Source organism: Streptosporangium sp. NPDC002607 (genome assembly GCF_053592655.1).
In genome coordinates this window covers 1-26,114 of the sequence record NZ_JBSFWD010000045.1, presented here as the reverse complement: position 1 = coordinate 26,114, position 26,114 = coordinate 1, and the positions used below count along the sequence as shown (strand labels likewise).

Genomic DNA, 26,114 nt, shown 5'->3' with positions numbered 1-26,114 from the left:
GAGGAGGGGCTGTGGCCGCCGACGCGAGCAGGGGCCCGATCTTGAGACCGGGCCCCTCTCGTTCCTCCGGCCGGCCGCGGGTATACGGCGACGCTGCGCGTCGCGGTTCGGCCGCTCTTGTCCGGCTCCTTCCCTCGTCGGGCGGAGTCGTTCGTTCCTCGCGAGTTGCCGGCGACGCCGGCGCGTCGCGGTGAGGCCGCTCTTACCCGGCTCCTTCCCTCGTCGACCGGGGCCGCTCGTTCCTCGCAACCCCGCTCTCCTCAGTCCAGTCCCCGGCGCGGCCTCACGGCCCCGCTCTCCTCGGTCCAGTCACTGGCGCGGCCTCACGGGTTGTCGGCGACGCTGCGCGTCGCGCGGGTCAGTCGGTCCAGCGGTTGGCCGCGGCCTTGTAGACCTTGTAGGTGTCGCTGTTGAAGTACGGCGAGGAGATCTTGTCGTACCGGTCGTTCTTGTCGGTGTCCCAGGCGATGCTGTTGACGCCGACCAGGTAGCCGGTCCGGCTGGAGCTCTTGTACTTGTAGAGCCACGGGCCGCCGCTCGCGCCCGCGGTGAAGGCGCACTTGAAGCCGATGTGCTCCTGGACGTTGTACTTCGGCGCGGCCGGCATGGCGCCGGTCTTGCCGTAGCACCACTTCATCGTGCGGCCGGAGAAGGGCTTGTCGCCGTCGGGGTGCAGTCCGGCCGGGTAGCCGAAGGCGAAGACCGTGTTATTGATCTTCTGGTTCCAGGCGAAGCCCTGGCCGCCGACGTTGTCGCCGAGCCGCCCGACCTTCTTGATGATCGGGTGCCACTTGCCGTCCTTGTCCTTCTCCCAGTTCACCTTGAACCCGGAGTGGACGTTGACGAAGGCGTAGTCGTAGTCGTAGTCCTCCTTCACCACGAAGTCGTCGTGCGCGTTGAACCACTTGGCCGCGTAGATGCCGTAGGGGTTCTTGCCGTCCCACGCCTGGTCGCCGTCCCAGTAGGACGGGATGAAGATCCAGTTGTCGTAGAACTGGTTGGTCTTCACGTCGTAGACGCAGTGCGCGGAGGTGGCGACCACGTTGCGGTACTTGCCCTGGACGGAACTGCCGGAGCAGTACTTCCAGCTCTTCGGGTCCGCCGGGTTGGCGCCGGGCAGGGTGAAGAAGACGCGGCCGACGGTGTTGGGCAGGTTGACGTGCTTGCTCTTGGAGGACTTGGTGCCCTCCTCGCCGATCGGCGGGACCGCTCCGCCGGGACCGTCGGGGCCCGCGGCGCCGGAGGCCTTGCCGCCCTTGATGCTCAGGTCGAGGTCGCCGGTGGCGTCCGTGGCCTTGCGCATGCGCTCGGGCGACCAGAAGGAGGTGGCCTCCGTGGCCGTCTCAGAGGCCGGGGAACTGACCACATCGTTGGGGGCTTGAGCGGCGTTGGCGCCTGTGGTGGCGCCGATCACTCCGGCGATCATGAGAACGCCGGTGAGGGGGATCGTGAGGCGCCGTGCTCGGGAATTCATGAAGCTCCTTTCGCGCTCGGCGTGGAGACGGGACCTCTCCTCGCCGGGAAAACGATCGGAACGTTACTGACTGAATCGAGCACTCGGCGAGGAATTGACGGGAAAAAGCATTGAATGGTTCCAGGCGATGCGATCTCGTTATTTAAATAGCGATTTGTTATGGTTTAACAAATAGGCATTTTCGCAGGTCATCACGGGTGTTGGGGGCCTCTGTGGGCATCTGTGGCACCATTGGTAACAGCGATTACCGAAGGTTTCTCGAGTAACTCCGGCACCCCCGGTCTATTAAACCGAATTATGTTCTGGTTGGATGTCGGCATGAGTGGAGATCCCCGTAACCCATGCCTTGTCGGCGTCGCCCAGCACACGGTCCGCGTCCAGCCGGGGCCCGAGCCGTTGGATCTGTGGGAACTCGTCGCCCGCGAGGCCGCCGCCGACGCCGGGGCCCCAGGTCTGCTGAACGCCCTCGACTCGATCCAGGTCGTCTACACCGAGTCCTGGCAGTACGACGACCCGACGGCCAGGCTCGCCGAGCGGCTCGGCGCCGCTCCCCGCCACCGGGCCTACTCCAAGGTGAGCGGTACGGCACCGCAACTGCTCCTCGGGGAGGCGGCCTCGATGATCGCCAGGGGTGAGCTGGACGCCGCCCTGGTCGCCGGAGCCGAGGCGCTGGCCACGCGCAGGGCCCTGCGCAGGGCGGGGGAGCGCGTGGCGTGGAGCCATCCGGCGAATCCCAAGCCGCCCTACGGCTGGGAGCGGCCCCCGCACCCGGCCGAGCTGGCCCACGAGCTGTTCCTGCCCGTCCACACCTACGCGATCATGGAAACGGCCCGGCGGGCGGCGGCGGGCGAGTCCATCGAGGAGGAACGGGCGGCACGAGGGCTGATGATGGCTCCGATGACCGAGATCGCCGCGGCCAACCCGCACGCCTGGTACCGGGAGGTCGGAAAGCCCTCGGAACTGGTCACCCCGGCCGTGGACAACCGCATCGTCGGCTGGCCCTACACCAGGCGCACCGTCGCGGTCATGGAGGTGGACCAGGCCGCCGCCGCGATCCTGGTCAGCGACGGGCTCGCCGACCGGCTCGGCATCCCCCGAGACAGGCGCGTCTACCTGCGAGGATGGTCCTACGCCGAGGACACCTGGGAGGTGGCGGCCCGTCCCGTGCTCGGCTCCTCGCCGGCCATGGCAGCCGCGGCGCGGGCGGCCTTCGCGCGGGCGGGGACCGGTCTCGACGAGATGTCCGCGCTGGACCTCTACAGCTGTTTCGCGATCGCGCTCCGCGCCGCCTGCGCGGCAGGGGGGCTCGACCCGCTCGACCCGCGAGGGCTGACCGTCACGGGTGGCCTGCCGTACGCGGGGGGGCCGGCCAGTGACTACGTCCTGCACTCCACAGCGGCGATGGCCGAGCGCCTGCGGGCCGCGCCGGGCCACGGGCTGGTCACCGGAGTCGGCATGCACCTGACCAAGCACACCTATGCGGTCTGGTCCACCGAGCCCGGCGGCGCCCTGGGCGACGCCGCGCCGGTGTACGTCGCGGAACCGGTGCCGATCGCGGACTCCTACGAGGGACCCGCGACCGTCGCCGGATACACGGTCGCGCACGGCAGGGACGGAGCGGCCGAACGAGGCATCCTGATCGCCGACCTTCCCGGTGGCGGCCGGGCACACGCCCACGTCCGCGGGCCCGATCTGATCGCCGAGGCCGAGTCGCGGGAACTGGTCGGCGCCGAGGTGCGCCTGGTCCCCGAAGGGCCGGTGAACGTCGCGACCTGGTGACGGCCTCCCTGGCGGGTATCGACTCTGATTCGTGCTGGTATCGAGATCGCCCGAATCCGAAGATGGAGTCGCACCATACCTTCTCCGCAGGAGGCGGCCCAGGACGTGGCCGGTGGCCGATACGACATCATCGAGGCGAGGTCCCCGCGGGGACCTCGGCGCTGGATCGGTGCCGCGGTGCTGGCGGCGCTCCTGGTGGTGCCGGTGCTGGTCCTGCTGGCCGGCCGGGAGCCCGGCGCGGTCCCGCCGCTCCCGCCGCCGGTGCCCACCCGGACGGTGGCCGGCGCCAAGGAGGTCTCCAACGTGCTCTACCCCCGGCCCCGTCGCAGGGGCGGCAGGGAGATCCTCAACGTGGTCTTCCCCGACGGCTCGGCGGCGGAGGTCGACTACCCGGCGGAACTGGGCCTGGCCAGGCTGGGGGTCCGGCCCGCGATGACGGGCAGGCTCGACGGGGAGGCCGGCACGTACCGGCAGCTGACCGTGCCGCCGGGAGGGCCGGCCGGGGTGGCGATGAGCAGGCCGATGATCCGGAAGCTGGCCGGGCAGGTCACGCTCTGGCACCCGATGAGCCCCGCCGAGGGGGAGGTGCTGCTGTTCGCGTTCGACCCCTGGTTCGTGGCGCTGCGCGATCTCAAGGACGGCATGCCCTTCGAGCAGCGCATGCTCTGGGCGCGCAACCTGCGCGGCAGGGTGACCAGGGGCGGCTACCTCGTGCTCGACGCTCGGGCTCCGGTGCGGCTGGCCGGGGCGGGGGAGACCTTCCGCGGCGAGCAGGTGGGGCCGCAGCTGTGGTTCGGCGGGGCCAGGGAGACGCTGCTCGTGCTGGCGCCGGTGCCCGGCTGCGACGTCGCGGCGATCGAGCTCTCCGTGATCGAGCAGCGGCGCCGCTTCTCCGCCGAGACCTGTCAGGACGGTGTGTACGTGGCGGCCTCGGGAGAGCGGGGGCACGTGGAAAGGACGGTCGCTGAAATAGTCGTCAGGCGGACAGCGTAGGGTGCGGCCATGTTCGCTGTAACCGCCACGCAGATCGATCCCGACAACCCGCTCGCCGGTCTCACCCTTGGTGAGCGCCCGGAACCCCAGGTCCCCGAGGGGTGGACCACCGTCACGGTGAGAGCGGTCTCGCTCAACCATCACGACCTTTTCACCCTGAAGGGCGTGGGCATCCGCGCGGAGCAGCTCCCGATGGTGCTCGGCACCGACGCGGCGGGGTACGACGAGGACGGCAACGAGGTCATCGTGCACTCGGTGATCGGCAACGGTGCCGACGAGACGCTCGACCCGAAGCGTTCCCTGCTGTCGGAGAAGTACGACGGCACCTTCGCCGAGCGGGTCGTCGTGCCCAGGCGCAACCTCGTGCCCAAGCCCGCCGCGCTCAGCTTCGAGGAGGCCGCCTGCCTGCCGACGGCCTGGTTGACCGCCTACCGCATGCTGTTCGACAAGGCCGGGCTGGAGCCGGGCTCGACGGTGCTGGTCCAGGGCGCGGGCGGTGGCGTGGCCACCGCGCTGATCCTGCTGGGCCGGGCCGGGGGATACCGGATCTGGGCGACCAGCCGCTCTGAGAAGAAGCGGGCGCGGGCCCTGGAGCTGGGCGCCGACCAGGTGTTCGAGGACGGTGCCCGGCTGCCCGAGCGGGTCGACGCGGTGATGGAGACCGTCGGCCAGGCGACCTGGGCGCATTCGCTGAAGGCGCTGCGCCCCGGTGGACGGATCGTGATCTCAGGCGCGACCAGTGGAGTGGTCCCGCCGGCCGAGCTGAACCGCATCTTCTTCCTGCAGCTCTCGGTGATCGGCTCCACCATGGGCACCCGTGACCAGCTGGGCAGGCTCGCCCGCTTCATGGAGCAGACGGGTACCCGCCCGCTGATCGACCGGGTCCTCCCGCTGACCGAGGCCCGCGAGGGCATCGCGGCCATGCACGAGGGCGAGCTCTTCGGGAAGGTCGTCTTCACGCTGCCGGGGTGAACGCGGTCCGCGGCGGAGCGGAGCACGGCCGGGCATCGGTGTGTTCCCGATCACGTGCGTAAGTAATGGGTTACTTTTCTGCCTCCCGGGTGATAGAACACGGATGAGCGATGTATCGCCCGGGAGGCCCGGAATGACCGACTCAACCGCGCACCGCGACCCCGACGCGCCGCGCGCCCCCCTCGCCGCGCCCGCCGGCTCCTCCGCGTACGGCGGTCCCGGCACGCGCGGCGGCCCGGTGGTGAGCGCCGTCCCGACTCTCCCCGAGGCGGGGGACGGCGAGCACGCGCGCAGCGATCCCGAACCGTTCGGCCCCGGTGACCTGCTCTGGGACGGGATGGGCGACCAGCGGCTGATGTTCCTGCTCGGCGGCGGTCTCATCATGCAGGTCATGCACCCGGCGATCGGTGCCGCGGTCGGCCGGCAGTCGGTCTACCGGTCCGACCCGTGGGGACGGCTCACCCGCTCGCTCAACTCGCTGCAGACCTGGGTGTACGGAGGGCCGCAGGCCATCGAGGAGGGCAAGCGCCTGCGTGAGATGCACAAGGACATCAGCGGCGTCGACGCGCAGGGCAGGAGCTACCACGCGCTGAGCGCGGGACCGTACGCCTGGGTGCACCTGACCGCCTTCGAGCGCGCCGTCACCATGGCGAGGTACTTCGGCGAGCGGCCGTACACCCCGCAGGAGGAGCGGCGCCTGTACGAGGAGATCATCCGCCTGGGCCGGATCCTGCGGGTCCCCGAGCGGATGTTCCCCGCCACGGTCGACGACTACTGGACCTACTTCCACGACATGGTCGACAACACGCTGGAGAACCATCCGACGGCGCACGACGTGCTGGAGACCACGCTCACCGTGGGGGCACCGCCGCTGCTCCGCGGGCCGCTGCGGGCACTGTGGCGCCCGCTCGGTCTGACCTCGGGCCGGCTCAACCACTTCGTCACGGTCGGCACGCTGCCGGACGCCGTCCGCCAGAAGCTGGAACTGCCGTGGACCGCCAGGGACGAGGTGCGGCTGCGCCGTCTCGGCAGGGCGGTCGCCGTGACGATGCCACGCCTGCCCGAGCGGGCCAGATATCTGCCGATCGCCTATCACGCCAGGCGGGCGGCACACGCACAGGAGCGGCTCACCCGCGCCATGCGCGTCGCCTGAGGAAAGGCCGCCGCTCCGGGTGCCGCCGGTCCGCGCGCGTCGCGTGGCGGGGGCGCGGACCGGCGCGCGTCGGCGGGGGAGGACGGGTGGTTACCGGAGCGCTTCGCGGATGCGGCGGGCCGCGTCGTACAGGGCGTCCTGCGCGGTGGCCAGGGTCTCCTCGGTGACCTGCGCGTTCGACGCGTCCCTGTGGACCTCCTCGGCGAACTCGGCCAGCATCTGCCCGAGCCGGGCGTCGCCGGCGTGTGACCCCTCGCCGGTGAAGCCGGCGGCCCAGATCCGCTTCCAGTCGTCCTTCCACTCGTGCTTCTGGCGCTGCCATTCCGTCTTCTGCTCGCGCCAGGCCCTGCGCTGGTCGTGCTTGGCCTGCTTCTCCTCGTACCCGGAGCCCTGGCGCACGTCACGTGCCATCTGGGTGAGCTCCTCGCGCAGCGACTTCACGGTGTCGCGCACGTCCTCCTTGACCTCGCGGGCGATGTCGCGGACCGAGTCGGAGATCTCCTGCTCCAGATCGGCGAGCTCGTCGAGGCGGTCGTTGAGCTCGGCGCGGCCCCGGTCGCTGATCGTGAAGACCTTCTTGCCGTTCACGACCTCGTGGGTGACCAGCCCCTCCTCCTCCAGACGGGCCAGGCGCGGGTAGATCGTGCCGGGCGAGGGGGAGTAGACACCGAGGAAGCGATCCTGGAGCAGCCGGATCACCTCGTAACCGTGGCGGGGGCTCTCCTCCAGCAGCTTCAGGAGATAGAGCCGGAGCCTTCCATGACCGAAAACCGGGCTCATGCTTGGGCTCCCTTCAGCAGGGTGACATCGGCGGAGACGGTGTGCGCCGTCAGGGAGGCCATGCCGCCGCCGATCCGGCCGGTCAGCGACCTCGCGCCGGTCTGGGTGGAGTGGTGGAGTTCGGAGAAGGCGGTGTCGAGCCTGCCCGAGGTGGAGCGGATCTTGACATCGGCGTCCACGGCGTGCGGGAGCCTGAGCACGATGTCGCCGGTGACGCTGTTCAGCGTCACATGACCGGTCGGCGGGAGCTCCAGGTCGGCGGTGATCCGGCCGGAGACGGTGGTGACGCTGAGACGCCGGGGGGTGCCCTGCGCCACGGTCAGCTCGCCGGAGACACTCTTGAACGACAGGTCGCCGACCAGGTCGCGGCTCTCCACGTCGCCGGAGACGGTGTCGGCGTTGATCTCCCCGCTCACCCCGTCGAGCACGATGTCGCCCGAGACGCCCCTGACCGAGGTGCGGTCCTCGAATCCGGAGACGACCGCGGAGGCGGAGACCACCCCCACGTTGATCGGGCAGCCCTTGGGCGCGGTCAGCGTCAGCGTCGCCCGGCGTCGCCCCGGGCGCAGCCAGCCCAGCAGGCCGTCCCAGGTCAGGTCCTTGTAGGTGACGGTGAGCGTGCCGTCGTCGTCATGGGTGACGAGCAGCGGTGTGGTGTCCACCTCGGTGACCTCAAGCGTGGCGGGGCCGTCGCCGGCCAGCACCGCCAGCCTGCCCGCCACGATGCGCACGTTCAGCTTTCTCACGGAGTCGAAGGTGAGCTGCTCTGGTTTCTCGATGGTCCACTGCCGCATGTTCGTGACCTCCTTGTGCATGACACGATATGTCGCGTCGGTCGGGAGGTCAAGATATATCGCGTTATTTCAATCGTCCTCGTCGTCCAGCCGGGCCAGCCAGGTGGCCAGCCGTTCCACCGGAGTCTCGAAGTCCGGGTTCAGGTCGACGAACTCGCGCAGCCGCTCGGCCAGCCACCCGATGGTGACCTCCTCCTGGCCACGACGCTCGACGAGCTCCTCGATGCCCCGATCGGTGAAGTACATCGTTCTCCTCGTGGTGACACTTGCCATAACGGGGAAGTCCCCCGCAGAGGTTCCTGCGGGGGACTTCCGTGGTGACGCCTGCACTGCGGACCGCCGGTCGGCGGCCCCTTCCTCTAGGTGAAGACCTCGCCCAGCATCTGCTGCAGCTCGGCCTCGTGGGCCGAGTGCGAGCCGGTCGCCGGGGAGGAGTTGGCCTTGCGGGAGACCCGCTTGATCACGCGGCCGCCGAAGACGCCCGGGTTCTCGGCCATCTTGAGCGCCAGGAACGGCCACGGCCCCATGTTGAGCGGCTCGTCCTGCGCCCACACCAGCTCGACGTCGGCGGAGTAACGGCTCAGCTCGACCTCCAGCGGGTTGCCGGGGAACGGGTAGAGCCGCTCAAGACGGACGATCGCCACGTCGTTGCGGCCCTGCTTGTCGCGGGCCGCCGCCAGGTCGTAGTAGAGCTTGCCGGAGACCAGCACGACCTTGCGGACGCCGGCCGGGGCGACGGTGGTGTCGCCGAGCACCGGCTGGAACGACCCCGAGGTGAACTCGCCGACCGACGAGATCGCCGCCTTGTGCCGCAGCAGCGACTTGGGCGTGAACACCACCAGCGGGCGGTGCCGGTTCGACAGCGTCTGCCAGCGCAACAGGTGGAAGTAGTTGGCCGGCACCGTGGGCTGCGCGACGGTCATGTTGTCCTGGGCGCACATCTGCAGGAAGCGCTCGATGCGAGCCGAGGAGTGGTCGGGGCCCTGTCCCTCGTAGCCGTGCGGCAGCAGCAGGGTGACGCCGGAGCGCTGGCCCCACTTCTGCTCGCCCGAGGTGAGGTACTCGTCGATGATCGACTGAGCGCCGTTGACGAAGTCGCCGAACTGCGCCTCCCAGGCGACCAGGGCCTCGGGCCGCTCCACGCTGTAGCCGTACTCGAAGCCGAGCGCGGCGTACTCGCTCAGCAGGGAGTCATAGACGTAGAACTTCGTGGTGCCCTGGTTGAACGTCTTGAGCGGGGTGTGCTCCTCGCCCGTGACCCGGTCGACCAGCACGGCGTGCCGCTGGGTGAACGTGCCGCGCCGGGAGTCCTGGCCGACGAGGCGGACCGGGTGACCGTCGATCAGCAGCGATCCGAACGCCAGGGTCTCGCCCATGCCCCAGTCGATGCGCTCCTCGGTGACCATCTGCCCGCGACGCTGCAGCACCGGCAGCAGGCGCGGGTGGACGGTGAAGCCCTCGGGCATGTTGAGCTGGGTCTCCACGATCCGCTTGACGGTCTCCTCGGAGATGGCCGTCTTGACGTCCTCGTGGGACCAGGGGATGTTCTCCATGTCGATCGGGCGGGAGAACTCGTCCGTCGACGCGTTGGCCGCCGCGCGGGTCTCGGCGAAGGCGTTCTCCAGCTTGGCCTGGTAGTCGCGGAGCGCGCCCTCGGCCTCCTCGACCGTGATGTCGCCCCGGCCGATCAGCGCCTCGGTGTAGAGCTTGCGGGTGGAGCGCTTGGCGTCGATCAGGTCGTACATCAGCGGCTGGGTGAAGCCCGGGTTGTCCATCTCGTTGTGGCCGCGACGCCGGTAGCAGATCAGGTCGATCACGACGTCCTTGCGGAACGCCTGGCGGTACTCGAAGGCCAGGCGGCCGACCCGGACCACGGCCTCGGGGTCGTCGCCGTTGACGTGGAAGATCGGGGCCTGGATCATCCGGGCCACGTCGGTGGCGTACACGCTGGAACGCGAGCTGGCCGGGCTGGTGGTGAAGCCGACCTGGTTGTTGACCACGATGTGCACGGTGCCGCCGGTGCGGTAGCCGCGCAGCTGCGACAGGTTGAGGGTCTCGGCCACCACGCCCTGGCCCGCGAAGGCCGCGTCGCCGTGGACGAGCACGGGCAGGACGGTGAAGCCCTCCTCGCCGCGCTCCAGGAGGTCCTGCTTGGCGCGGACCACGCCCTCCAGGACCGGGTCGACCGTCTCCAGGTGGGAGGGGTTGGCCACGACCGAGGTCCTGAGCTTGGAGCCGTCGGGCGAGACGAAGTCACCGCTGGCACCCAGGTGGTACTTCACGTCACCGGAGCCGTGGGCGCTGCGCGGGTCGATGTTGCCCTCGAACTCGCCGAAGATCTGCCCGTACGACTTGCCGACGATGTTGGCCAGCACGTTGAGGCGACCGCGGTGGGCCATGCCGACCACGGCCTCGTCGAGCCGCTCCTCGGCCGCGGCGCTCAGCACCGAGTCGAGCAGCGGGATCAGCGACTCGCCGCCCTCCAGCGAGAAGCGCTTCTGCCCCACGAACTTCGTCTGCAGGAACGTCTCGAACGCCTCGGCGGTGTTCAGCCGCTCCAGGACACGCAGCTGCTCGGTGCGGTCGGGCTTGGCGTGCGGCCGCTCGACGCGCGCCTGGATCCAGGCCCGCTCCTCGGGGTTCTGCATGTGCATGTACTCCACGCCGATGGTCCGGCAGTAGGAGTCACGCAGCACGCCGAGAATGTCGCGCAGCTTCATCAGGGGCCGGCCGCCGAAACCGCCGGTGGCGAACTCGCGCTCCAGGTCCCAGAGGGTCAGACCGTGCGACTTGATGTCGAGGTCGGGGTGCTTGCGCTGCTTGTACTCCAGCGGGTCGGTGTCCGCCATCAGGTGGCCGCGGACCCGGAAGGCGTGGATCAGCTCTATGACACGCGCGGACTTCGCCACGTCGTCGTCGTGCGTGGTGGAGATGTCCTGGACCCAGCGGATCGGCTCGTACGGGATCCGGAGGGCCTCGAAGATCTCGTCGTAGAAGCCGTCCTCGCCCAGCAGCAGCCGGTGGACCTGGCGCAGGAAGTCGCCGGACTGGGCGCCCTGGATGATCCGGTGGTCGTAGGTGCTGGTGATCGTCATGACCTTGCTCACCGCGAGGCGGGAGAGCGTGTCGGGGGAGGCGCCCTGGTACTCCGCGGGGTACTCCATCGCGCCGACGCCGATGATCGTGCCCTGCCCCGGCATCAGGCGCGGCACCGAGTGCACGGTGCCGATGGTGCCCGGGTTGGTCAGCGAGATCGTGGTGCCGGCGAAGTCGTCGACCCCCAGCTTGCCCGCCCTGGCCTTGCGCACCACGTCCTCGTAGGCGACCCAGAACTGGCGGAAGTCCATCTGCTCGGTCGCCTTGATCGACGGGACCAGGAGCTGACGGGTGCCGTCGCTCTTGGCGACGTCGATGGCCAGGCCCAGGTTGACGTGCTCGGGCTTGACCAGCGCCGGCTTGCCGTCGACCTCGGCGTAGGAGTGGTTCATCTCCGGCAGGACCTTGAGGGCCTTGATCACCGCGTAGCCGATGAGATGCGTGAACGACACCTTGCCGCCGCGACCGCGCGACAGGTGGTTGTTGATCACGATCCGGTTGTCGATCAGCAGCTTCGCCGGGACCGCGCGCACGCTGGTCGCCGTCGGGACCACAAGGCTGGCCTCCATGTTGGCGGCAGTCCTCGCGGCCGCGCCGCGTAGTCGAACTTCCTCGGCACCGGCGGGCAACTGCGTCTCCTGCTTGGATCGGTCCGCCGGGGCGGCCTTGGCCGCCGCCGGCGCTGGGGTCGTCGTCACGGGGGCCGGGGCGGCCGGAGCCGCGGCGGCCCGGACTGGGGCAGCCGGGGTCGAGGAAGCGGTGGGTGTCGGAGGAGTGGACGCGGCGGTCGCCGCACCCGGGGGAGCGACTCTGCCGGCCCCTGCATCAGGGCTGTAGTCGGCAAAGAAGCTCCACCAGGCCCGGTCGACCGACTCGGGGTCCTGGAGGTATTTCTGGTACAGCTCGTCGACCAGCCACTCGTTCTGGCCAAAGGCTGCCAGCGGGTTTGTCCGCGACGACTCAGACGACACGGCGGAAATCGCCCTCTTCCGCAGATCGGCGTTGATGATAGAGAACCTGTCCAAGGCTACTCGCCTCGGCCCGGACCTGCGCCACTCTGGCCACAGCTTCCTTGTCGATCCTCTCAGAACTGTTTAAAACGGTCACCTCCTGGGTAGCCGTTCTGCCCGCTGAGTCCCTGGTCAGCCGGACCCGGCGGGCTTCGTCAATCCAATCCGACCAGTCGGAACTCTGTCTGTATCTCCGGGGTAACATCTTCGAGCAGGCCGGCCAGTTCGTCTCCGGCGGCCCGCAACTCCTCGATGGACAGGGGTGCGAGTCGCTCCAGCAGGAACAGCGCGTCCGTCGTCTCCTCGGTGATCCGGGTGCGGACGCACTGCCGCCAGTTCCACCGGCGGCAGGTGACCCCCCTGTCGTCACGCCAGACGACCTCGCCGATCTCCGGGTGGTCGATCGCCGGCTCGCCTCTCTCGACGACCTCGAACGGCTCGTCGCCGGTCGCGCGCACCAGCCTTGCCGTCCCCTCGTAGCGGGTCAGGTCCTCTCCGCCGATCGGCAGGCCGTGCCTGATGCTGATCGCGTTGTAGGCGTCGACCACCCGGTTGATCTCCGGCGGCGGCATCCGTCTGACCAGGGCGTCCACCGAGGGCCGGGTCCGCTGGGGCTTGGCGCCGAATGCCCGGTATGTTTCCCGCCACGCCTCGACCCTCGCGTCGTCGACCGCCACCGCCTTCTCGGCCGCCTCCGCCAGCCAGGCCCGCGACCTGTCGTCCGTCGGCCCGTTGCGCAGCCCGTACACCCCTATCACCAGCACCGCGAAGTCCGGCCTGAGCGCGCTGACGGCGGGGTCCACCCAGATGTCCTCGATCACGGCCCCAGTTTAGGCGGCGTGCGCGGCGCGGCGAGGAAGGACGGGGTGGCCGTCCAGTGGACGGCCACCCCGCGCCGATCATCCGCAGAGGGTGCCGTTGAGGAGCAGGCGTTCCGGCTTGGGGTTGGGGCCCGGGGCGTCGGCGCCGATGAAGCCGAAGGTGACCGAGTCACCGGGTCTGATGGTCTTGTTCCAGCTGAGGTTCCTGGCGGTCACGGTCGCGCCGTCCTGGGAGATGTCGGCACTCCAGTGCCGCCGGACGCTCTGGCCGCCGAGGAAGGACCACTTCAGGGTCCAGCCGTCGATGGCCTTCTTGCCGGTGTTGGTGACGGTGACCTGGGTGTTGAACCCCTCGGGCCACTGGCCGTGGTTGGTGTAGGTCACCTTGCACACCCCGGTGGCGGCGGGGGTGTCCAGGTAGGAGGCGATCCAGGCGAGCGGGGAGTTCCAGTTGATGGTCAGCTCGTTGGTGGACCACGACTCGATGTCGTCGATGTAGCAGAACTGGGGCGCGCAACCCCTGAGCTTGGCCTGGGCCACCGGGTCCTGGATGCTGGAGTTCGGGCCGCCCGCCAGGGTGCCGCGCGGCGGGTTGGGCAGGGACGGGTCGAGCTGGTGGGCGTACCAGCGGCTGTGCTGGTTCTTGGCGGCGACCTCGCCGTAGCCGGTCACGTACGACTGGTTGAGGGCGTTGCGCCCGAAGAGGTAGTCCAGCCCCTCCAGCACCCCGTCGCGATACTTCGCCTCGCCGCTGAGGTCGTGGGCGACGGCCATCACGACCATGTTGTTGAGCACCAGGTTGTTGGAGCCCCAGTCGTAGGTCGACGGGTTGTACGGGACGCCGTAGGGGTGGGCCTTCTGGACGGCGAGATACCTGTCGGCGCCCTCCAGTACCGATTGGCGCACCCGTGCCCGGTCGGGGAGCGCGTTGGGCACCGCGGCCAGCTGCAGGCGGCCGAGCTGGGCGGTGTTGCCCCAGTCGAAGCCGCGCTCACGCCAGATGTCGCCGGTGTGGTGCGGCGAGGCGAGCACGTAGTCCTTGAACTCCTTCTCGGCGGTGGTGAGATAGAGCTCGGCGGCGGCCCAGTAGAACTCGTCGGTCACGTTGTTGTCGTCGTAGGTGCCGCCGCCCACCCCGTCGGAGGGGTCGGCGTACCGTGCGGGGTCGGCCTTGGCCGCGGCCCAGGCCTTCCTGGCGGCGGCGAGGTTGCGCGCGGCGAACGCGGCGTCGTACGGGGCGAAGAGCCGGGCCGCCTGGGCCGCGGTGGCGGCCAGGTTGAGGGTGGCGGCGGTGGAGACCGGGTGCAGCTCGCGCCGCTGCGCGTCGAGGTGGGGCAGGAGCGGCAGGCCCGTCCACGCGGCGTCGTGGATCTTGTGGTGGACCATCCCCGCGTGTGGCCGGCCGTCCGGGACCTGCATGCTGAGCAGGAACTCCTGCTCCCAGCGGGCCTCGTCGAGGATGTCGGGGACCCCGTTGCCGCTCTCGGGGATGTTGAGATCACCGTCGGAGTGGATGCCGTCGGCCTTGGCGCGCTCGAAGGCGGACATCAGCTGGTGGACGGAGATACCGCCGTTGACGACGTACTTGCCGTGGTCGCCCGCGTCGTACCAGCCCCCCTTGACGTTCAGCGTGTAGTCGCAGACGCCCGGCTGGCAGGGCACCTCGACGTCCCCCTGGTTGGGGGCCACGCCCGCGTGCCCGGCGGGCCTGCCGTAGCCGGGGCGGAGGGTGTCGAGGATCGGGATGCCGCTGCGCTGGGTGTAGTAGAACTTCAGCGCGTCACCCCTGAGCTCGTCGTAGACGTCGGCGCCGATGTCGAACGGGCGGCTGGTCTCGCCGTCGGCCTCCAGCGTGTAGCCGGTGCCGGGGGCGATGCCGGTGCCGGGGGCCGAGCCGAAGTCGATCGAGTGCGTGTTCTGGCCGGAGCTTCCGTCGACGCCGCGCGGGACGGTGTCGCCCTGGGCGACGACCTGCCCGCCGCGCCGGAGCTTCCAGCCCACCGGCTCCGTCTCCTCGGTGACGAGCGTGGCCCTCTTCGGCCCGGCGGGCAGGTAGCCGACCATGTTCACCCGGACGCGGGGTCCGGTGTCCGGCCGGTAGACGTCGGGTTCGGCTCCGCCTTTCAGGGAGACGTCGTCCACGCAGAACCTCCACGGGGTGGCGCTGCCCCCGAGTTGGAACGCCACCTGCGCGCCTGGCAGGTCCACCGGTGAGGTGAAGGTGTAGCGGTAGTCGTTGCCCGACACGCTCAGCTCGGGGTTGGCCGACAGGTACTGGGTGTAGGGGTCGACCGGGAGCTGGACGAGGGCCCTGGCGACGCGGCCGGGCGTCGCGACGCCGAAGAAGGAGAACTCGTACGTCTCGTCCTTGACCAGGGGGATGTCGTTCTGGCCGACGATGACGTCCCACGGGTTGGCGGTGCCACCGGGGATGTCCGCGCAGAGCCGTCCGTCCTCGATCTCCAGCGCGGTGTTGCCGGTGCTCCACCAGGGGGCGGTGCCGGTGTCGAAGGTGCCGTTGACGATCTGTTCGGGGCCGTCCGCGGCGGCGGGCAGTGGGGTCAGGGTCACCAGGGCGGCGGCCGTGGCGAGAGCGAGCCAGGCAGGTGGTCTGATCACGGGGGGTCCTTTACGCGGGGGATGCGCCTCGCGGTGGGAGCGTTGGGCGGGAGCGTCTTTGTGGGAGCGCTCCCACTACGAGGATGTGCCGATGTTTCCAGCGCGTTTCGCCCGCAGTCAATCGACCCCCCTCCGGGGTCGCCCGCTGACCGGGTGAATGACCGATTTGCCCGATGAAACTTTCAGAGCCTCCGGGGGCCGCGTCAGGGAGCGGTCCAGTCGACCTCCGGCCCCCGGGGCACGATCCCGCTCGGGTTGACGTTCGTCTGTGTCACGAAGTAATGCCGTTTGATCTGATCGAAGTCGGTTGTGTCGCGGAACGCGGGAATGGCGTACAGCTCGCGGGCGTAGGCCCACAGAGCCGGGTAGTCGACGAGCCTTCGCACCGAGCATTTGAAGTGCGAGTTGTAGACCGTGTCGAACCTGGCGAGCGTGGGGTAGAGCCGCACGTCGCTCTCGGTGAGCGCGTCGCCGTGCAGGCGGCGCCGGCCGGTCAGGCGCTCCTCCAGCAGGTCGAGCGTGGCGAACACGCCGGTGACCGCCTCGTCGTACGCCTCCTGGGAGCGGGCGAACCCGGCCCGGTAGACGCCGTTGTTGAGGCCGTGGAAGATCACTTCGTTCAGCGCGTCGATCTCCTCGCGCAGTTCCTCGGGGTAGAGGTCGGGCGCGCCCTCGGCGTGCCACGGCGCGAAGGCCGTCTCCAGGGTGAGGGTGATCTGCGGGTAGTCGTTGGTGACCAGGCGCCCGGCGGCGATGTCCCAGACGCAGGGCACCGTGTAGCGGCCCTGGTAGCCGGGATCGGTCGCCAGGTAGAGCTCGGAGAGGTACTCCACTCCCGTCACCGGATCACCTCCGGGTATCCGCCAGCCCTTCTCGTCCCTGATCGGATCGACGATCGTCACCCCGACCACCTCCCGCAGGCCCAGCAGCTCGCGGACGATGAGCGAGCGGTGCGCCCACGGGCAGGCGTAGGAGGCGTAGATCTGGTAGCGGCCGGGCTCCGGCGGATGCTCGCCGCCCGCCTCGATCCGTGTCGTGAACCGGTTCTGCTGCCTGACGAAGCGGCCGTCGCCGGAGATCTCCTTTTCCAGCTTCATGGTATGACGGTACGGGATCCCGAACCGAATATGATTCGGTTGAGGAGATCGGTGGGGCTCGGCCCTCTGGAGAGTTTCATGCAAAACAAGTAGGAAATATTGACTTAGTCCGGAGTGGTGCGTAGCTTGTCCGGTATGAGCTGCTATCTGACCCGTTTCGACCAGAAAGCGCCGGTGGCCTCATGAGCATCGTGACCGTGGTGGGAAACCCGCGACCCGGGTCGCGCACTCACGGAGTGGCCATCTCGGCGGCGGAGGCGGTGGCCCGGCGGATCGGGGATCAGGAGGCTCCCGAGGTCGTCGATCTGGCGGTCCTGGCTCCGCTGCTGTTCGCCCCGGAGACGGCGCCGGAGGTGAAGGCCGCGCTGGAGCTCCTCGCGGGTGCCGATGTGCTGGTGGTGGCGAGCCCGACCTACAAGGCCACCTACACCGGCCTGCTCAAGGCGTTCCTCGACCGGCTGCCGGGTGGCGCCCTCGCCTCGGCCGTCGCGCTCCCGCTGCTGGTGATGGGGGACGCCAGGCACTCCCTGGCGGTGGAGGTCCACTTCCGGCCGCTGCTGGTGGAGCTTGGTGCCGTCGTTCCCACGCCGGGCCTCGCGCTGCTGGAGTCGCAGCTCGCCGACCTCGACGCGGTCCTCGGCCCCTGGGCCGACCGGGTCGGCCCGCAGGTGGCGGCGGCGCTCGGGCAGCGGACTCCCGCGTGACGCCGGGAAGAGATGGCGACATTAATGGGTTCTGAGAAGTGTCTTTTGTTCCTCGAAGGGGGAAAAGTGACCAAGTGGAGCACCTTGGCGGTACCCCACCCGTCCCTGGGAGAGGTGTCATGACCGAGACCCTGTCCGGCCGAGCGGTCGACGCGGAGCGGTTCCGGCAGGCGCTGGCCGTTCACGCGGCCGGGGTCGTCGTCGTCACGGCGCAGTTCGAGGGCGTACCGGTCGGTCTCACGGCCACCTCATTCGCATCCGTCAGCCTTGCGCCCCCGCTGGTCTCCTTCTACGTGGACCAGTCGTCGAGCACCTGGCCCTGGCTCCGGCAGGCCGATCACTTCGCGGTGAACGTCCTGGCCAGCGATCAGGCCGAGCTGGCCGCGCGCTTCGCGAGGAAGGGCGTCGACCGCTTCGCCGCACCCACCTCCTGGGCCCCGGGGCACCTGGGCGTCCCGCTGCTGGACGGTGTCTCGGCTCACCTGGTCTGTGCCCCCCACTCCACCGTCGACATCGGTGATCACATCCTGGTCGTCGGACTCGTCACCGAGACGAGCCTCGAACCCGGAGGTCGCCCGCTCCTGTACCACCAGGGCCGTTTCGGGCGTTTCACCCCTCACTCCTGATTGTTGAGTGGAATTTCCGTTTGGTCGGGCAAGGGGATGTCCCGTGATGGAGCGTTCCCTTCCGTGGGCTCTGACCTTCGGTGCCCTGATGAATTCCATGGCCGATTTCCGGATGGGTGAACGCGACGCGGAGGCGCGGGTGCACGGCGGGTGATCGGTGCGCGGGCCCGAGCGGAGAAGCCGCTTATTTCGGCGAAAGTGTTAAATACCGGATATCTCTAATCGGCGGCTTCGCGTGCCCCGGTCGCCGTACGGCCGGCCTGCCGCGGGGCTCGCCCGCGCGATGCCTGGCAGTGCTTCCTCTGGGCTTCCTCTGGGCTTCCCCGGGGCTTTCTCAGGCGAGGCGGACGGTGCCCCGGCCGGTGGTCAGGGGGAGATCCAGGGCGGTACGGATGCCCGGTGGGGCGGCGCAGAGGGCGGCCACGGAGTTCACGGCATGGGCGGCGGCGCCGGCCAGCCCGTGGGAGATCTCGCTGACGGTGAGCATCAGCTGGGGCATGCCCTCGATGTGGACGCTGAAGCCGGGGTCGGCCCAGCGTGCCACCCGGGTGGCGTCGGCCTTGTAGACACATTCCACGGTCATCAGGGGACGGCCGCGGACAAGCCCGCTGAACATCCAGCGGGAGGCGCACACGGTGCCCGCCCTGACCAGTCCCGCGGCGATCTCGAACTCCTCTGAGGCGAGCTCGAACTCGTCGCTCTCCTCGACCTCGTCGAGGGTCACGCCGAGGTTGTCGGCGACGAACTGGACGCTCTCGGCGAACAGCGAGCGCTGGAAGGCGCGGAAGGGACGCACCCCGGCGGTGTAGTCCTTGGCCGAGCGGGTGAAGCCGAACAGGTCCACCACGATCTGCCGGGAGGGGTGACCCCGGAAGTCGGACGACTCCCGGACGTAGATGTGGTCGACCCTGCTGGACAGGCCGGTCAGCGTGAGCGGCAGCATGTCGCTCATGAAACCGGGGTTGACGCCGGTGCCGTGCAGGGACGTCCCTCCCGCCCGGCAGGCGGCCTCCAGGCGGTCCACCACCGCCGGGCCGTAGCACTTGGGGTAGACGAACCCGGTGGTGGTGATGACGTTCTTGCCGCTGGCGAGCAGCGCGCAGATGGTCTCCACGTCGTTCGGATGACCCCCGCCGAAGTAGAAGGTCGGCAGCGGCATGTGCAGCACGCAGTCGGCCTCCAGGGCGAGAATCTCCTCGACGTCGTCGGTGCAGACGACGCCGGCCTCGGGGAGTCCCACGAGGAGCCCCGCGTCCCGTCCCACCTTGTCCGGGTCGTAGACCAGCACCCCGACCAGTTCGAACTCCGGCCGGGTGATGACGCTGCGCAGGGAGTATCTGCCGACTGCGCCGGTGGCCCATTGGACCACGCGCAGGGGCGGCGATAAGGACATATGGGGCCTCCAGCCCGAATTGTTGGGCGGGGCCCTGTTGGGAAAATGAGGGGTGTCATCATTGACCCTCGCCCGTATGGGGCAGAAACTTTAGCAGAAATTAACACGCTCGCTTACTATGCGCAATGATCTCCTATTTTTTGGTTACCGCTCTGGGGGATTTTGGTGCCTTTATCCGGAAGATGTTCGGTCGCTTCCGGGGCGTCGCCGGTCGCACCGGGGGGGCCGGGGCGTCCGCGATGGCATCGCCGGGGCCAAGCAAGCTATTGTTCAAGAGACTAGAATTATGTTCTCGTAGGAGGGTTGCGGATGTCAGAGCTGCGGTTTGACGGCAGGGTCGCGGTCATCACCGGTGCCGGACACGGTCTCGGCCGTTCGCACGCGCTGTCGCTCGCCGAGCGCGGTGCCAAGGTGGTCGTCAATGACCTGGGCGGGGCGTTGGACGGAACGGGGGCCTCCACCGGACCCGCCGCCGAGGTGGTCGAGCTGATCAGGAAGAACGGCGGCGAGGCGGCCGCCAGCACCGACAACGTCGCGACCCCCGAGGGGGCCAGGGCGATCGTCCAGACCGCGATCGACGCCTTCGGGCGGCTGGACATCGTCGTCAACAACGCCGGCATCCTGCGGGACAAGTCCTTCGGCAAGATGAGCGTCGAGGAGTTCGACCAGGTTCTCGCCGTCCACGTCCGCGGTTCGTTCCTGGTCAGCCGGGAGGCGTTCCCGTACCTCAAGGAACAGGGGTACGGCCGGATCGTCAACACCTCCTCGCCCGCCGGGCTGTTCGGCAACTTCGGCCAGGCCAACTACTCCACGGCCAAGATGGGCCTGGTCGGCCTCACCAAGACGCTCGGCATCGAGGGGGCCAGGGCCGGGATCAAGGCCAACGCGATCGCGCCGATCGCCTGGACCCGGATGACCGAGGAAATCCTCCCCGCCGAGTTCGAGGCCAAGTTCACCGCGGAGCGGGTCAGCGCCCTGGTGACCTTCCTGGCGCACGAGGCCTGTGAGACCAGCGGCGAGGTCTTCAGCGTCGGCGGTGGCCGGATCGCCCGGGTGTTCGTGGCCGAGGGGCCCGGCTGGCGGCAGGACGACCACACGGTGGAGGACATCCGCGACAACTGGCAGGCGATCCTCGCCGAGCAGCCGTACCTGACCCCGACCACTCTCGGCCGGCAGGCGACCGCCTCCATGAAGGCCATGCTCTGACGCCGCGCGCCGCGTTCCGGCGGTCCTGAGGCTCAAGGGGCGCTCCCACACCGGGGGCGCCCCTTCTGCTGTCCGCGCCGGGGGCGGGGCCAGGACTTTTGCTGATTCCTGCAAAAGTCGACGGACTGTTAGTTAAAAGCTCTTCACAAACCCAGCCAAAGGGGGTTAGCTTCTGCACATCCCACTCCGGGCGAGGAGGTGCTGTGAGTCGGGTCACCGTTCGGCCGGAGAGCACGCGCCACCACGGTCGCCGCGTGCGGGGCGCGCTCGCGCGCCGAACCCGACCGGCTCATCGAGCCGCACCTGGCGGAGCGGGTGGGGCCTGCGGCGACCACGTTCTCTCGGCCCGACGACGAACCAGTGAGGCCCCATGTCCGAAGCCACCCCCCTGCTGCGCATGCGGGGGATCGTCAAGCAGTTCCCCGGCGTGCGTGCCCTGGACGGTGTCGACCTGGAGGTGCTGCCCGGTGAGGTGCACTGCCTGCTCGGCCAGAACGGTGCCGGGAAGTCCACCCTGATCAAGACTCTGGCGGGCGCTCATCAGCCCGATGAGGGCACGATCACGTTGAACGGTGCGGACGTGCGGCTGTCGAGCCCGATCGCCGCGATCAGGCTCGGCATCTCCACGATCTACCAGGAACTCGATCTGGTGGACGGGCTGAGTGTGGCGGAGAACGTCTTCCTCGGACACGAGCCGGCCCGGCTGGGGTTCGTCGGACGGGGAAGGGCGGCGCGGGCGACGCGGGAGCTGCTGGCCCGGCTGGGGCACGGTGAGATCCACCCGTCGACGGAGGTGGGACGGCTGTCGCCGGCGGCCAAGCAGGTGGTGAGCATGGCGCGGGCGCTGTCGCACGACACCCGGTTGATCATCATGGACGAGCCGTCGGCGGCGCTGGCCCATGACGAGGTGGGCAACCTGTTCCGGATCATCCGGGAGCTGACCGCTCAGGGGGTCGCGGTGGTCTACATCTCGCACCGGCTGGAGGAGATCCGCGAGATCGGGGACCGGGTGACGGTGCTCAAGGACGGTCGCACGGTCGCGGTGGGGCTGCCGGCCAAGCAGACTCCGACCTCGCGGGTGGTGGCGTTGATGACCGGCCGCGAGGTCGAGTACGTCTTCCCGCCGCGCCGCGCGGAACGCGTCGCGGGGGCCGAGGTGCTGCGGGTCGAAAAGCTCACCGTGCCCGGCGTCTTCACCGACGTGTCGTTCTCGGTGCGGGCGGGAGAGATCGTGGGGCTGGCCGGGCTGGTCGGCTCGGGCCGCTCGGAGATCATCGAGGCGGTGTACGGGGCGCGGAGGTTCTCGGGGCAGGTGCTCCTGGAGGGGCGGCCGGTACGCGGGGGCGGTACGACGGGCACGGTCCGCCTGGGGATGGGGCTGGCCCCCGAGGAGCGCAAGGCGCAGGCCCTGCTGCTGGACCAGAGCGTGTCGCGCAACATCAGCCTGGCCAGCCTGGGCCGCTACTCGCGGCTGGGGTGGATGGACCGCCGCCGCGAGGCCGCGGACGCGCGGGAGATGGTGCGGGCCCTGGACATCCGACCGGCCGATCCCGAGCGGCCGGTCAAGACGCTTTCCGGCGGCAACCAGCAGAAGGCGGTGCTGGCGCGGTGGCTGCTCAACGACCGCAAGCTGTTGCTGTTGGACGAGCCGACGCGGGGGGTGGACGTGGGGGCTCGGGCGGAGCTGTACACGCTGGTGCGGCGGCTGGCCGATGAGGGGATCGGGGTGCTGCTGGTCTCCAGCGAGGTGCCCGAGGTGCTGGGGTTGGCCGATCGGGTGCTGGTCCTGCGGGAGGGCCGGGTCATCCGTGAGGCCGATGCCGGTGAGCTGGACGAGCACGCCGTCCTCGACATGATCATGGAAGGGAGTGCCCTGTGACATCCCTCTCGACCGGGAGCACCGGGACTGGTGAAAGGAACCGACAGGTCCTCATGAACGTCATCTCTCGTCGCTTCGAGAACACCCTGGCGGGGCTCCGGTGAAGTCGTCCTCGGACGAGCGCGTCGAGGCGTCGGTCCGTAAACCCGTCGTGGTGAGCCCGCTGGCCCGTCTCGGGGAGACGCGCCACCTCGGGCTGGTGGTCGCGCTGGTACTGCTGGCGGTGGTGGGCCTGGTCACGGTGCCCGACACCTTCGCGACCACCTCCAACCTGGTGAGCATCCTGTCGCTGGCCGCGACCATCGGGGTGATCACGGTCGGCATGACCTTCGTGATCATCGGTGGGGGCATCGACCTGTCGGTGGGCGCGGTGATGGCACTGGCGTCGGTGTGGGCGACCACGCTGGCCACCCAGTCCTACGGCCCGCTCGTGATGATCGTGTGCGCGGTGCTGGTCGGTACCGGGGCGGGCCTGGTCAACGGGCTGCTGATCTCCTACGGGCGGATGGTGCCGTTCATCGCGACGCTGGCGATGCTGGTGGCCGCCAGGGGGCTGGCACAGCGGATGTCCGACCGGCGCACCCAGTTGGTGCAGCAGGGCAACGAGATGATCGTGGAGCTGTCGACGACCCGGGTGCTGGGCATCCCGGTGCTGGTCTACATCTTCGCGCTGGTGGTGCTGGCCGGGTGGGTGGTGCTGAACCGGACCACGTTCGGCCGGCGCACCTACGCGGTGGGCGGCAACCCCGAGGCGGCCCGGCTGGCGGGCATCGACGTGCGCCGCCACACCGTGTTGCTGTACGCGCTGTCAGGGCTGTGCTGCGGGATCGCGGCGGTTCTGATCATGGCCAGGACCACGACGGGTTCCTCCACGCACGGAGACCTGTACGAGCTGGACGCGATCGCGGCGGTCATCATCGGCGGCACGCTGCTGACCGGGGGACGCGGGTCGATCATCGGATCGATCCTGGGTCTGCTGATCTTCACTGTGATCACGAACCTGTTCATTCTCAACGGGCTCAACACCAGCGACCAGCTGGTGGCCAAGGGCCTGATCATCGTGGTGGCCGTGCTGCTCCAGCGGCGCGCCCTCACCTCACGGACCTAGGCCCTGTCTCTTGGATCTTCCGCACCCCGAGGTCAGGCGGCGTCTCGCCACGTTGCCGCCGGTCACCGCGGCCCTCCGCCGGCTCGCGAGAGGCCGGTCGGTCCTCGCCGCGGCAAGATCCGTCAGACAGGGCCTGGACCCGCGTCCCGCGGACCGGTCAGGGGTCCGCGGGGCGCGTCACGCTTCCCCCCAAGTTTCCCCCCAAGAAGGAGCAGGGTCATGACAGAGAACGTCGCTCGCAGGGGTTTCCTGCTCGGCGGTGCGGTCATCGGTGCGGGTGCGCTGGTGACGGCGTGCACCGGCAACGAGGTGGCCGCACCGGCCGGCGCGGCAAGCACGGCGCCGGCACCGGCGGCCGCGACCGGTGGTAACGAGGCGCCCGGCGACAAGGTGGTCATCGGCTTCTCGGCGCCCGCCGCCGATCACGGCTGGATCGCCGCGATCGCCAAGAACGCCGAGGCCACGGCCAAGCAGTACTCCGACATCGAGTTCAAGCCGGTCGAGCCGACCAACGACATCAACGCGCAGATCTCCGCGGTGGAGTCGCTGATCGCGGCGAAGGTCGCCGCCCTGGTGATCCTGCCGAACGACGGCCAGCAGCTCAACCAGATCGCCCGGCAGGCCTCGGACGCGGGCATCCCGGTGATCAACCTGGACCGGGTCTTCCCCGACAAGCTGTCGTACCGCACCTGGATCGGCGGCGACAACTACGGCATGGGCGTCGCGGCCGGCCACTACATCGGCAAGAAGCTCAAGGACAAGGGGGTGGCCGATCCGGTGATCCTGGAGATCCAGGGCATCGCGACGCTGCCGCTGACCCAGGACCGCAGCAAGGGGTTCGAGGACGCGCTGAAGACGTACGGGTTCGCGGTGACGGCCAAGCAGGACGCGCAGTTCACCGTGGAGTCGGGGACCAAGGTCGCGGCGAACCTGATGCAGGCGCACAAGAAGATCGACGCGATCTGGAACCACGACGACGACCAGGGCATCGGCGTGCTGGCCGCGATCAAGGAGGCCGGGCGCAGCGAGTTCTTCATGGTCGGTGGCGCCGGGTCGGCCAACGCGATGCGCGACATCAAGGAAGGAACGGGGGTGCTGGAGGCGACGGTGACCTACAGCCCCACAATGGCCTCCTCGGCGATCAAACTGGCCCGCCTGATCGCTCAGGGCAAGGGGATGAGCGACCTGGTGGAGAACCAGGTGCCCCAGTCGATCACCCTGGCCTCGGAGACGATCACCAAGGAGAACGTGGACGCCTACCTGCCGCTGGGATTCGAGTCCTGATGGCTCAGGCGGACGAGGCCGCGCCCGGACCGACGCCGACACCGGGGCCGACGTCGGGAACGGCAGGGGGGGAACGCCCGAGGCTGGGTATCGGCATGGTCGGCTACGCGTTCATGGGCCGGGTGCACTCCCAGGCCTGGCGTAGCGCGCCGGCGTTCTTCGACCTGCCGGCCCGGCCGGTGATGGCGGCGCTGTGCGGCCGCTCGGCCGAGGGCACGGCGCGGGCGGCCGAGCAGATGGGCTGGGCAGCGGTCGAGACCGACTGGCGCGAGCTGATCGCCCGTGAGGACGTCGACGTGGTCGACATCTGCACCCCCGGTGATTCGCACGCGCGGATCGCGATCGCCGCGCTGGAGGCCGGCAAGCACGTGCTGTGCGAGAAGCCGCTGGCCAACACGGTCGCCGAGGCCGAGGCCATGGCGGACGCGGCACGGGCGGCCGCGGCCCGCGGGGTCTACGCGATGGTGGCGTTCAACTACCGGCGGGTGCCCGCGATCGCGCTCGCCGCCCGCTGGGTGGCCGAGGGGCGGCTGGGCGAGATCCGGCACGTGCGGGCGCAGTACCTGCAGGACTGGATCGTCGATCCGGACTTCCCGCTGGTGTGGCGGCTGCGAAAGGAGCTCGCCGGGTCCGGGGCGCTGGGCGACATCGGCGCGCACATCATCGACACCGCGCAGTTCATCACCGGTCAGCACCTGACGCAAGTCTCGGCGCTGACCGAGACCTTCATCACCCGGCGCCCGCTGGCCGAGACCTCGGCCGGGCTGTCGGCCGGCGTCGGCGGCGGTGCCGAGACGGGGGAGGTGGACGTCGATGACGCGGCGTTGTTCATCGGCAGGTTCAGCGGTGGCGCGCTGGCCTCGTTCGAGGCCACCCGGTTCGCCACCGGGCGTAAGAACGCGCTGCGCATCGAGATCAACGGCTCGGCCGCCAGCGTGGCGTTCGACTTCGAGGCCATGAACGAGCTCTGGTTTCACGACCACGCCCTGCCTGCCGAGGAGGCGGGGTTCCGCCGGGTGCTGGTCACCGAGCCGGGGCACCCGTACGCGGGGGCGTGGTGGCCACCGGGTCACGGCCTTGGCTACGAGCACACCTTCACCCACGAGGTGAAGGACTTCGTACAGGCGATCGCCTCCGGCACCGCGCCGTCCCCGTCGTTCGACGACGGGTTGCGGGTCCAGCGCGTGCTGGCCGCGGTCGAGCGCAGCGCCGCCGACCAGAGCCGGCTGACAGCGGTACGGCAGACGTGAGCGGGCCGGTCGCCGGTGTGGTGCACCGCGCGCGCAGACGGGTTCGCACGCGCCACAGTCGACGCATTCGTCGGGG

Annotated in this window: 20 protein-coding genes; 11 read left to right on the top strand and 9 right to left on the bottom strand. The window is 69.6% G+C overall.

Annotated features, from left to right (window positions below; genetic code table 11):
* Nucleotides 1-358: 358 nt before the first annotated feature.
* The gene (locus ACWD3H_RS36265) at nt 359-1,474 is read right to left on the bottom strand and encodes a trypsin-like serine peptidase (protein ID WP_451958228.1); all 1,116 of its coding nucleotides are present in this window, start codon (nt 1,472-1,474) and stop codon (nt 359-361) included.
* A gap of 318 nt (nt 1,475-1,792) precedes the next feature.
* Between ACWD3H_RS36265 and ACWD3H_RS36260 the strand changes: the two genes are divergently transcribed.
* The 4 genes from ACWD3H_RS36260 (at nt 1,793) to ACWD3H_RS36245 (ending at nt 6,371) form a co-directional block, all read left to right on the top strand.
* Nucleotides 1,793-3,253 carry an acetyl-CoA synthetase gene (locus tag ACWD3H_RS36260; protein ID WP_451958227.1) on the top strand — a complete coding sequence of 487 codons (1,461 nt, stop codon included), beginning with the start codon at nt 1,793-1,795 and terminating at the stop codon, nt 3,251-3,253.
* Between the two features lie 105 nt (nt 3,254-3,358).
* Nucleotides 3,359-4,246 (top strand): hypothetical protein, encoded by an 888-nt coding sequence (locus ACWD3H_RS36255; protein WP_451958226.1) that lies wholly within the window; start codon nt 3,359-3,361, stop codon nt 4,244-4,246.
* Nucleotides 4,247-4,255: 9 nt separating this feature from the next.
* Nucleotides 4,256-5,218, top strand: a complete 963-nt coding sequence (locus tag ACWD3H_RS36250) for a zinc-binding dehydrogenase (RefSeq protein ID WP_355616998.1) — start codon at nt 4,256-4,258, stop codon at nt 5,216-5,218.
* Between the two features lie 133 nt (nt 5,219-5,351).
* A complete protein-coding gene (locus tag ACWD3H_RS36245) occupies nt 5,352-6,371 on the top strand; it encodes an oxygenase MpaB family protein (RefSeq protein ID WP_451958225.1) in 1,020 nt (339 codons plus the stop codon).
* A gap of 90 nt (nt 6,372-6,461) precedes the next feature.
* On the opposite strand, the gene ACWD3H_RS36240 is transcribed toward ACWD3H_RS36245, so the two are convergent.
* The 7 genes from ACWD3H_RS36240 to ACWD3H_RS36210 form a co-directional block, all read right to left on the bottom strand.
* Nucleotides 6,462-7,151: a PadR family transcriptional regulator gene (locus ACWD3H_RS36240; protein ID WP_355616994.1), complete on the bottom strand. Its 690-nt coding sequence runs from the start codon at nt 7,149-7,151 to the stop codon at nt 6,462-6,464.
* Nucleotides 7,148-7,945, bottom strand: a complete 798-nt coding sequence (locus ACWD3H_RS36235; RefSeq protein WP_350959546.1) for a DUF4097 family beta strand repeat-containing protein — start codon at nt 7,943-7,945, stop codon at nt 7,148-7,150. The genes ACWD3H_RS36240 and ACWD3H_RS36235 overlap by 4 nt, the downstream gene beginning before the upstream one ends.
* Nucleotides 7,946-8,014: 69 nt before the next feature.
* Entirely contained in the window at nt 8,015-8,191 is a 177-nt protein-coding gene (locus ACWD3H_RS36230) for a DUF6104 family protein (RefSeq protein WP_169750152.1), read from the bottom strand.
* Nucleotides 8,192-8,304: 113 nt separating this feature from the next.
* Nucleotides 8,305-12,012 carry a multifunctional oxoglutarate decarboxylase/oxoglutarate dehydrogenase thiamine pyrophosphate-binding subunit/dihydrolipoyllysine-residue succinyltransferase subunit gene (locus tag ACWD3H_RS36225; RefSeq protein WP_451958224.1) on the bottom strand — a complete coding sequence of 1,236 codons (3,708 nt, stop codon included), beginning with the start codon at nt 12,010-12,012 and terminating at the stop codon, nt 8,305-8,307.
* Nucleotides 12,013-12,206: 194 nt separating this feature from the next.
* Complete coding sequence (locus ACWD3H_RS36220; protein WP_451958223.1) at nt 12,207-12,872, bottom strand: B3/B4 domain-containing protein; 666 nt, start codon at nt 12,870-12,872, stop codon at nt 12,207-12,209.
* Nucleotides 12,873-12,950: 78 nt separating this feature from the next.
* Nucleotides 12,951-15,491 carry a glycoside hydrolase family 9 protein gene (locus tag ACWD3H_RS36215; RefSeq protein WP_451958222.1) on the bottom strand — a complete coding sequence of 847 codons (2,541 nt, stop codon included), beginning with the start codon at nt 15,489-15,491 and terminating at the stop codon, nt 12,951-12,953.
* A gap of 203 nt (nt 15,492-15,694) precedes the next feature.
* Nucleotides 15,695-16,588: a glutathione S-transferase family protein gene (locus tag ACWD3H_RS36210; protein WP_451958221.1), complete on the bottom strand. Its 894-nt coding sequence runs from the start codon at nt 16,586-16,588 to the stop codon at nt 15,695-15,697.
* 182 nt (nt 16,589-16,770) lie between these two features.
* Between ACWD3H_RS36210 and ACWD3H_RS36205 the strand changes: the two genes are divergently transcribed.
* Together ACWD3H_RS36205 and ACWD3H_RS36200 are read left to right on the top strand one after the other, a co-directional pair.
* Nucleotides 16,771-17,292 (top strand): NADPH-dependent FMN reductase, encoded by a 522-nt coding sequence (locus tag ACWD3H_RS36205; protein WP_451958220.1) that lies wholly within the window; start codon nt 16,771-16,773, stop codon nt 17,290-17,292.
* A 119-nt stretch (nt 17,293-17,411) separates the two neighbouring features.
* Nucleotides 17,412-17,918, top strand: coding sequence for a flavin reductase family protein (locus ACWD3H_RS36200; RefSeq protein WP_355563231.1), 507 nt, complete (start codon nt 17,412-17,414; stop codon nt 17,916-17,918).
* A gap of 334 nt (nt 17,919-18,252) precedes the next feature.
* On the opposite strand, the gene ACWD3H_RS36195 is transcribed toward ACWD3H_RS36200, so the two are convergent.
* A complete protein-coding gene (locus ACWD3H_RS36195) occupies nt 18,253-19,311 on the bottom strand; it encodes an NAD(P)H-dependent amine dehydrogenase family protein (protein ID WP_355616983.1) in 1,059 nt (352 codons plus the stop codon).
* A 309-nt stretch (nt 19,312-19,620) separates the two neighbouring features.
* Between ACWD3H_RS36195 and ACWD3H_RS36190 the strand changes: the two genes are divergently transcribed.
* From ACWD3H_RS36190 to ACWD3H_RS36170, 5 genes are all read left to right on the top strand, one after another.
* Nucleotides 19,621-20,517 (top strand): SDR family oxidoreductase, encoded by an 897-nt coding sequence (locus ACWD3H_RS36190; RefSeq protein ID WP_355563237.1) that lies wholly within the window; start codon nt 19,621-19,623, stop codon nt 20,515-20,517.
* A gap of 370 nt (nt 20,518-20,887) precedes the next feature.
* Nucleotides 20,888-22,396: a sugar ABC transporter ATP-binding protein gene (locus ACWD3H_RS36185; RefSeq protein ID WP_451958219.1), complete on the top strand. Its 1,509-nt coding sequence runs from the start codon at nt 20,888-20,890 to the stop codon at nt 22,394-22,396.
* Nucleotides 22,397-22,496: 100 nt separating this feature from the next.
* Nucleotides 22,497-23,504, top strand: coding sequence for an ABC transporter permease (locus tag ACWD3H_RS36180; RefSeq protein ID WP_350914341.1), 1,008 nt, complete (start codon nt 22,497-22,499; stop codon nt 23,502-23,504).
* 219 nt (nt 23,505-23,723) lie between these two features.
* Complete coding sequence (locus tag ACWD3H_RS36175) at nt 23,724-24,788, top strand: ABC transporter substrate-binding protein (protein ID WP_355563242.1); 1,065 nt, start codon at nt 23,724-23,726, stop codon at nt 24,786-24,788.
* A 95-nt stretch (nt 24,789-24,883) separates the two neighbouring features.
* Nucleotides 24,884-26,038 carry a Gfo/Idh/MocA family protein gene (locus ACWD3H_RS36170; RefSeq protein WP_451958218.1) on the top strand — a complete coding sequence of 385 codons (1,155 nt, stop codon included), beginning with the start codon at nt 24,884-24,886 and terminating at the stop codon, nt 26,036-26,038.
* Nucleotides 26,039-26,114: the final 76 nt, after the last annotated feature.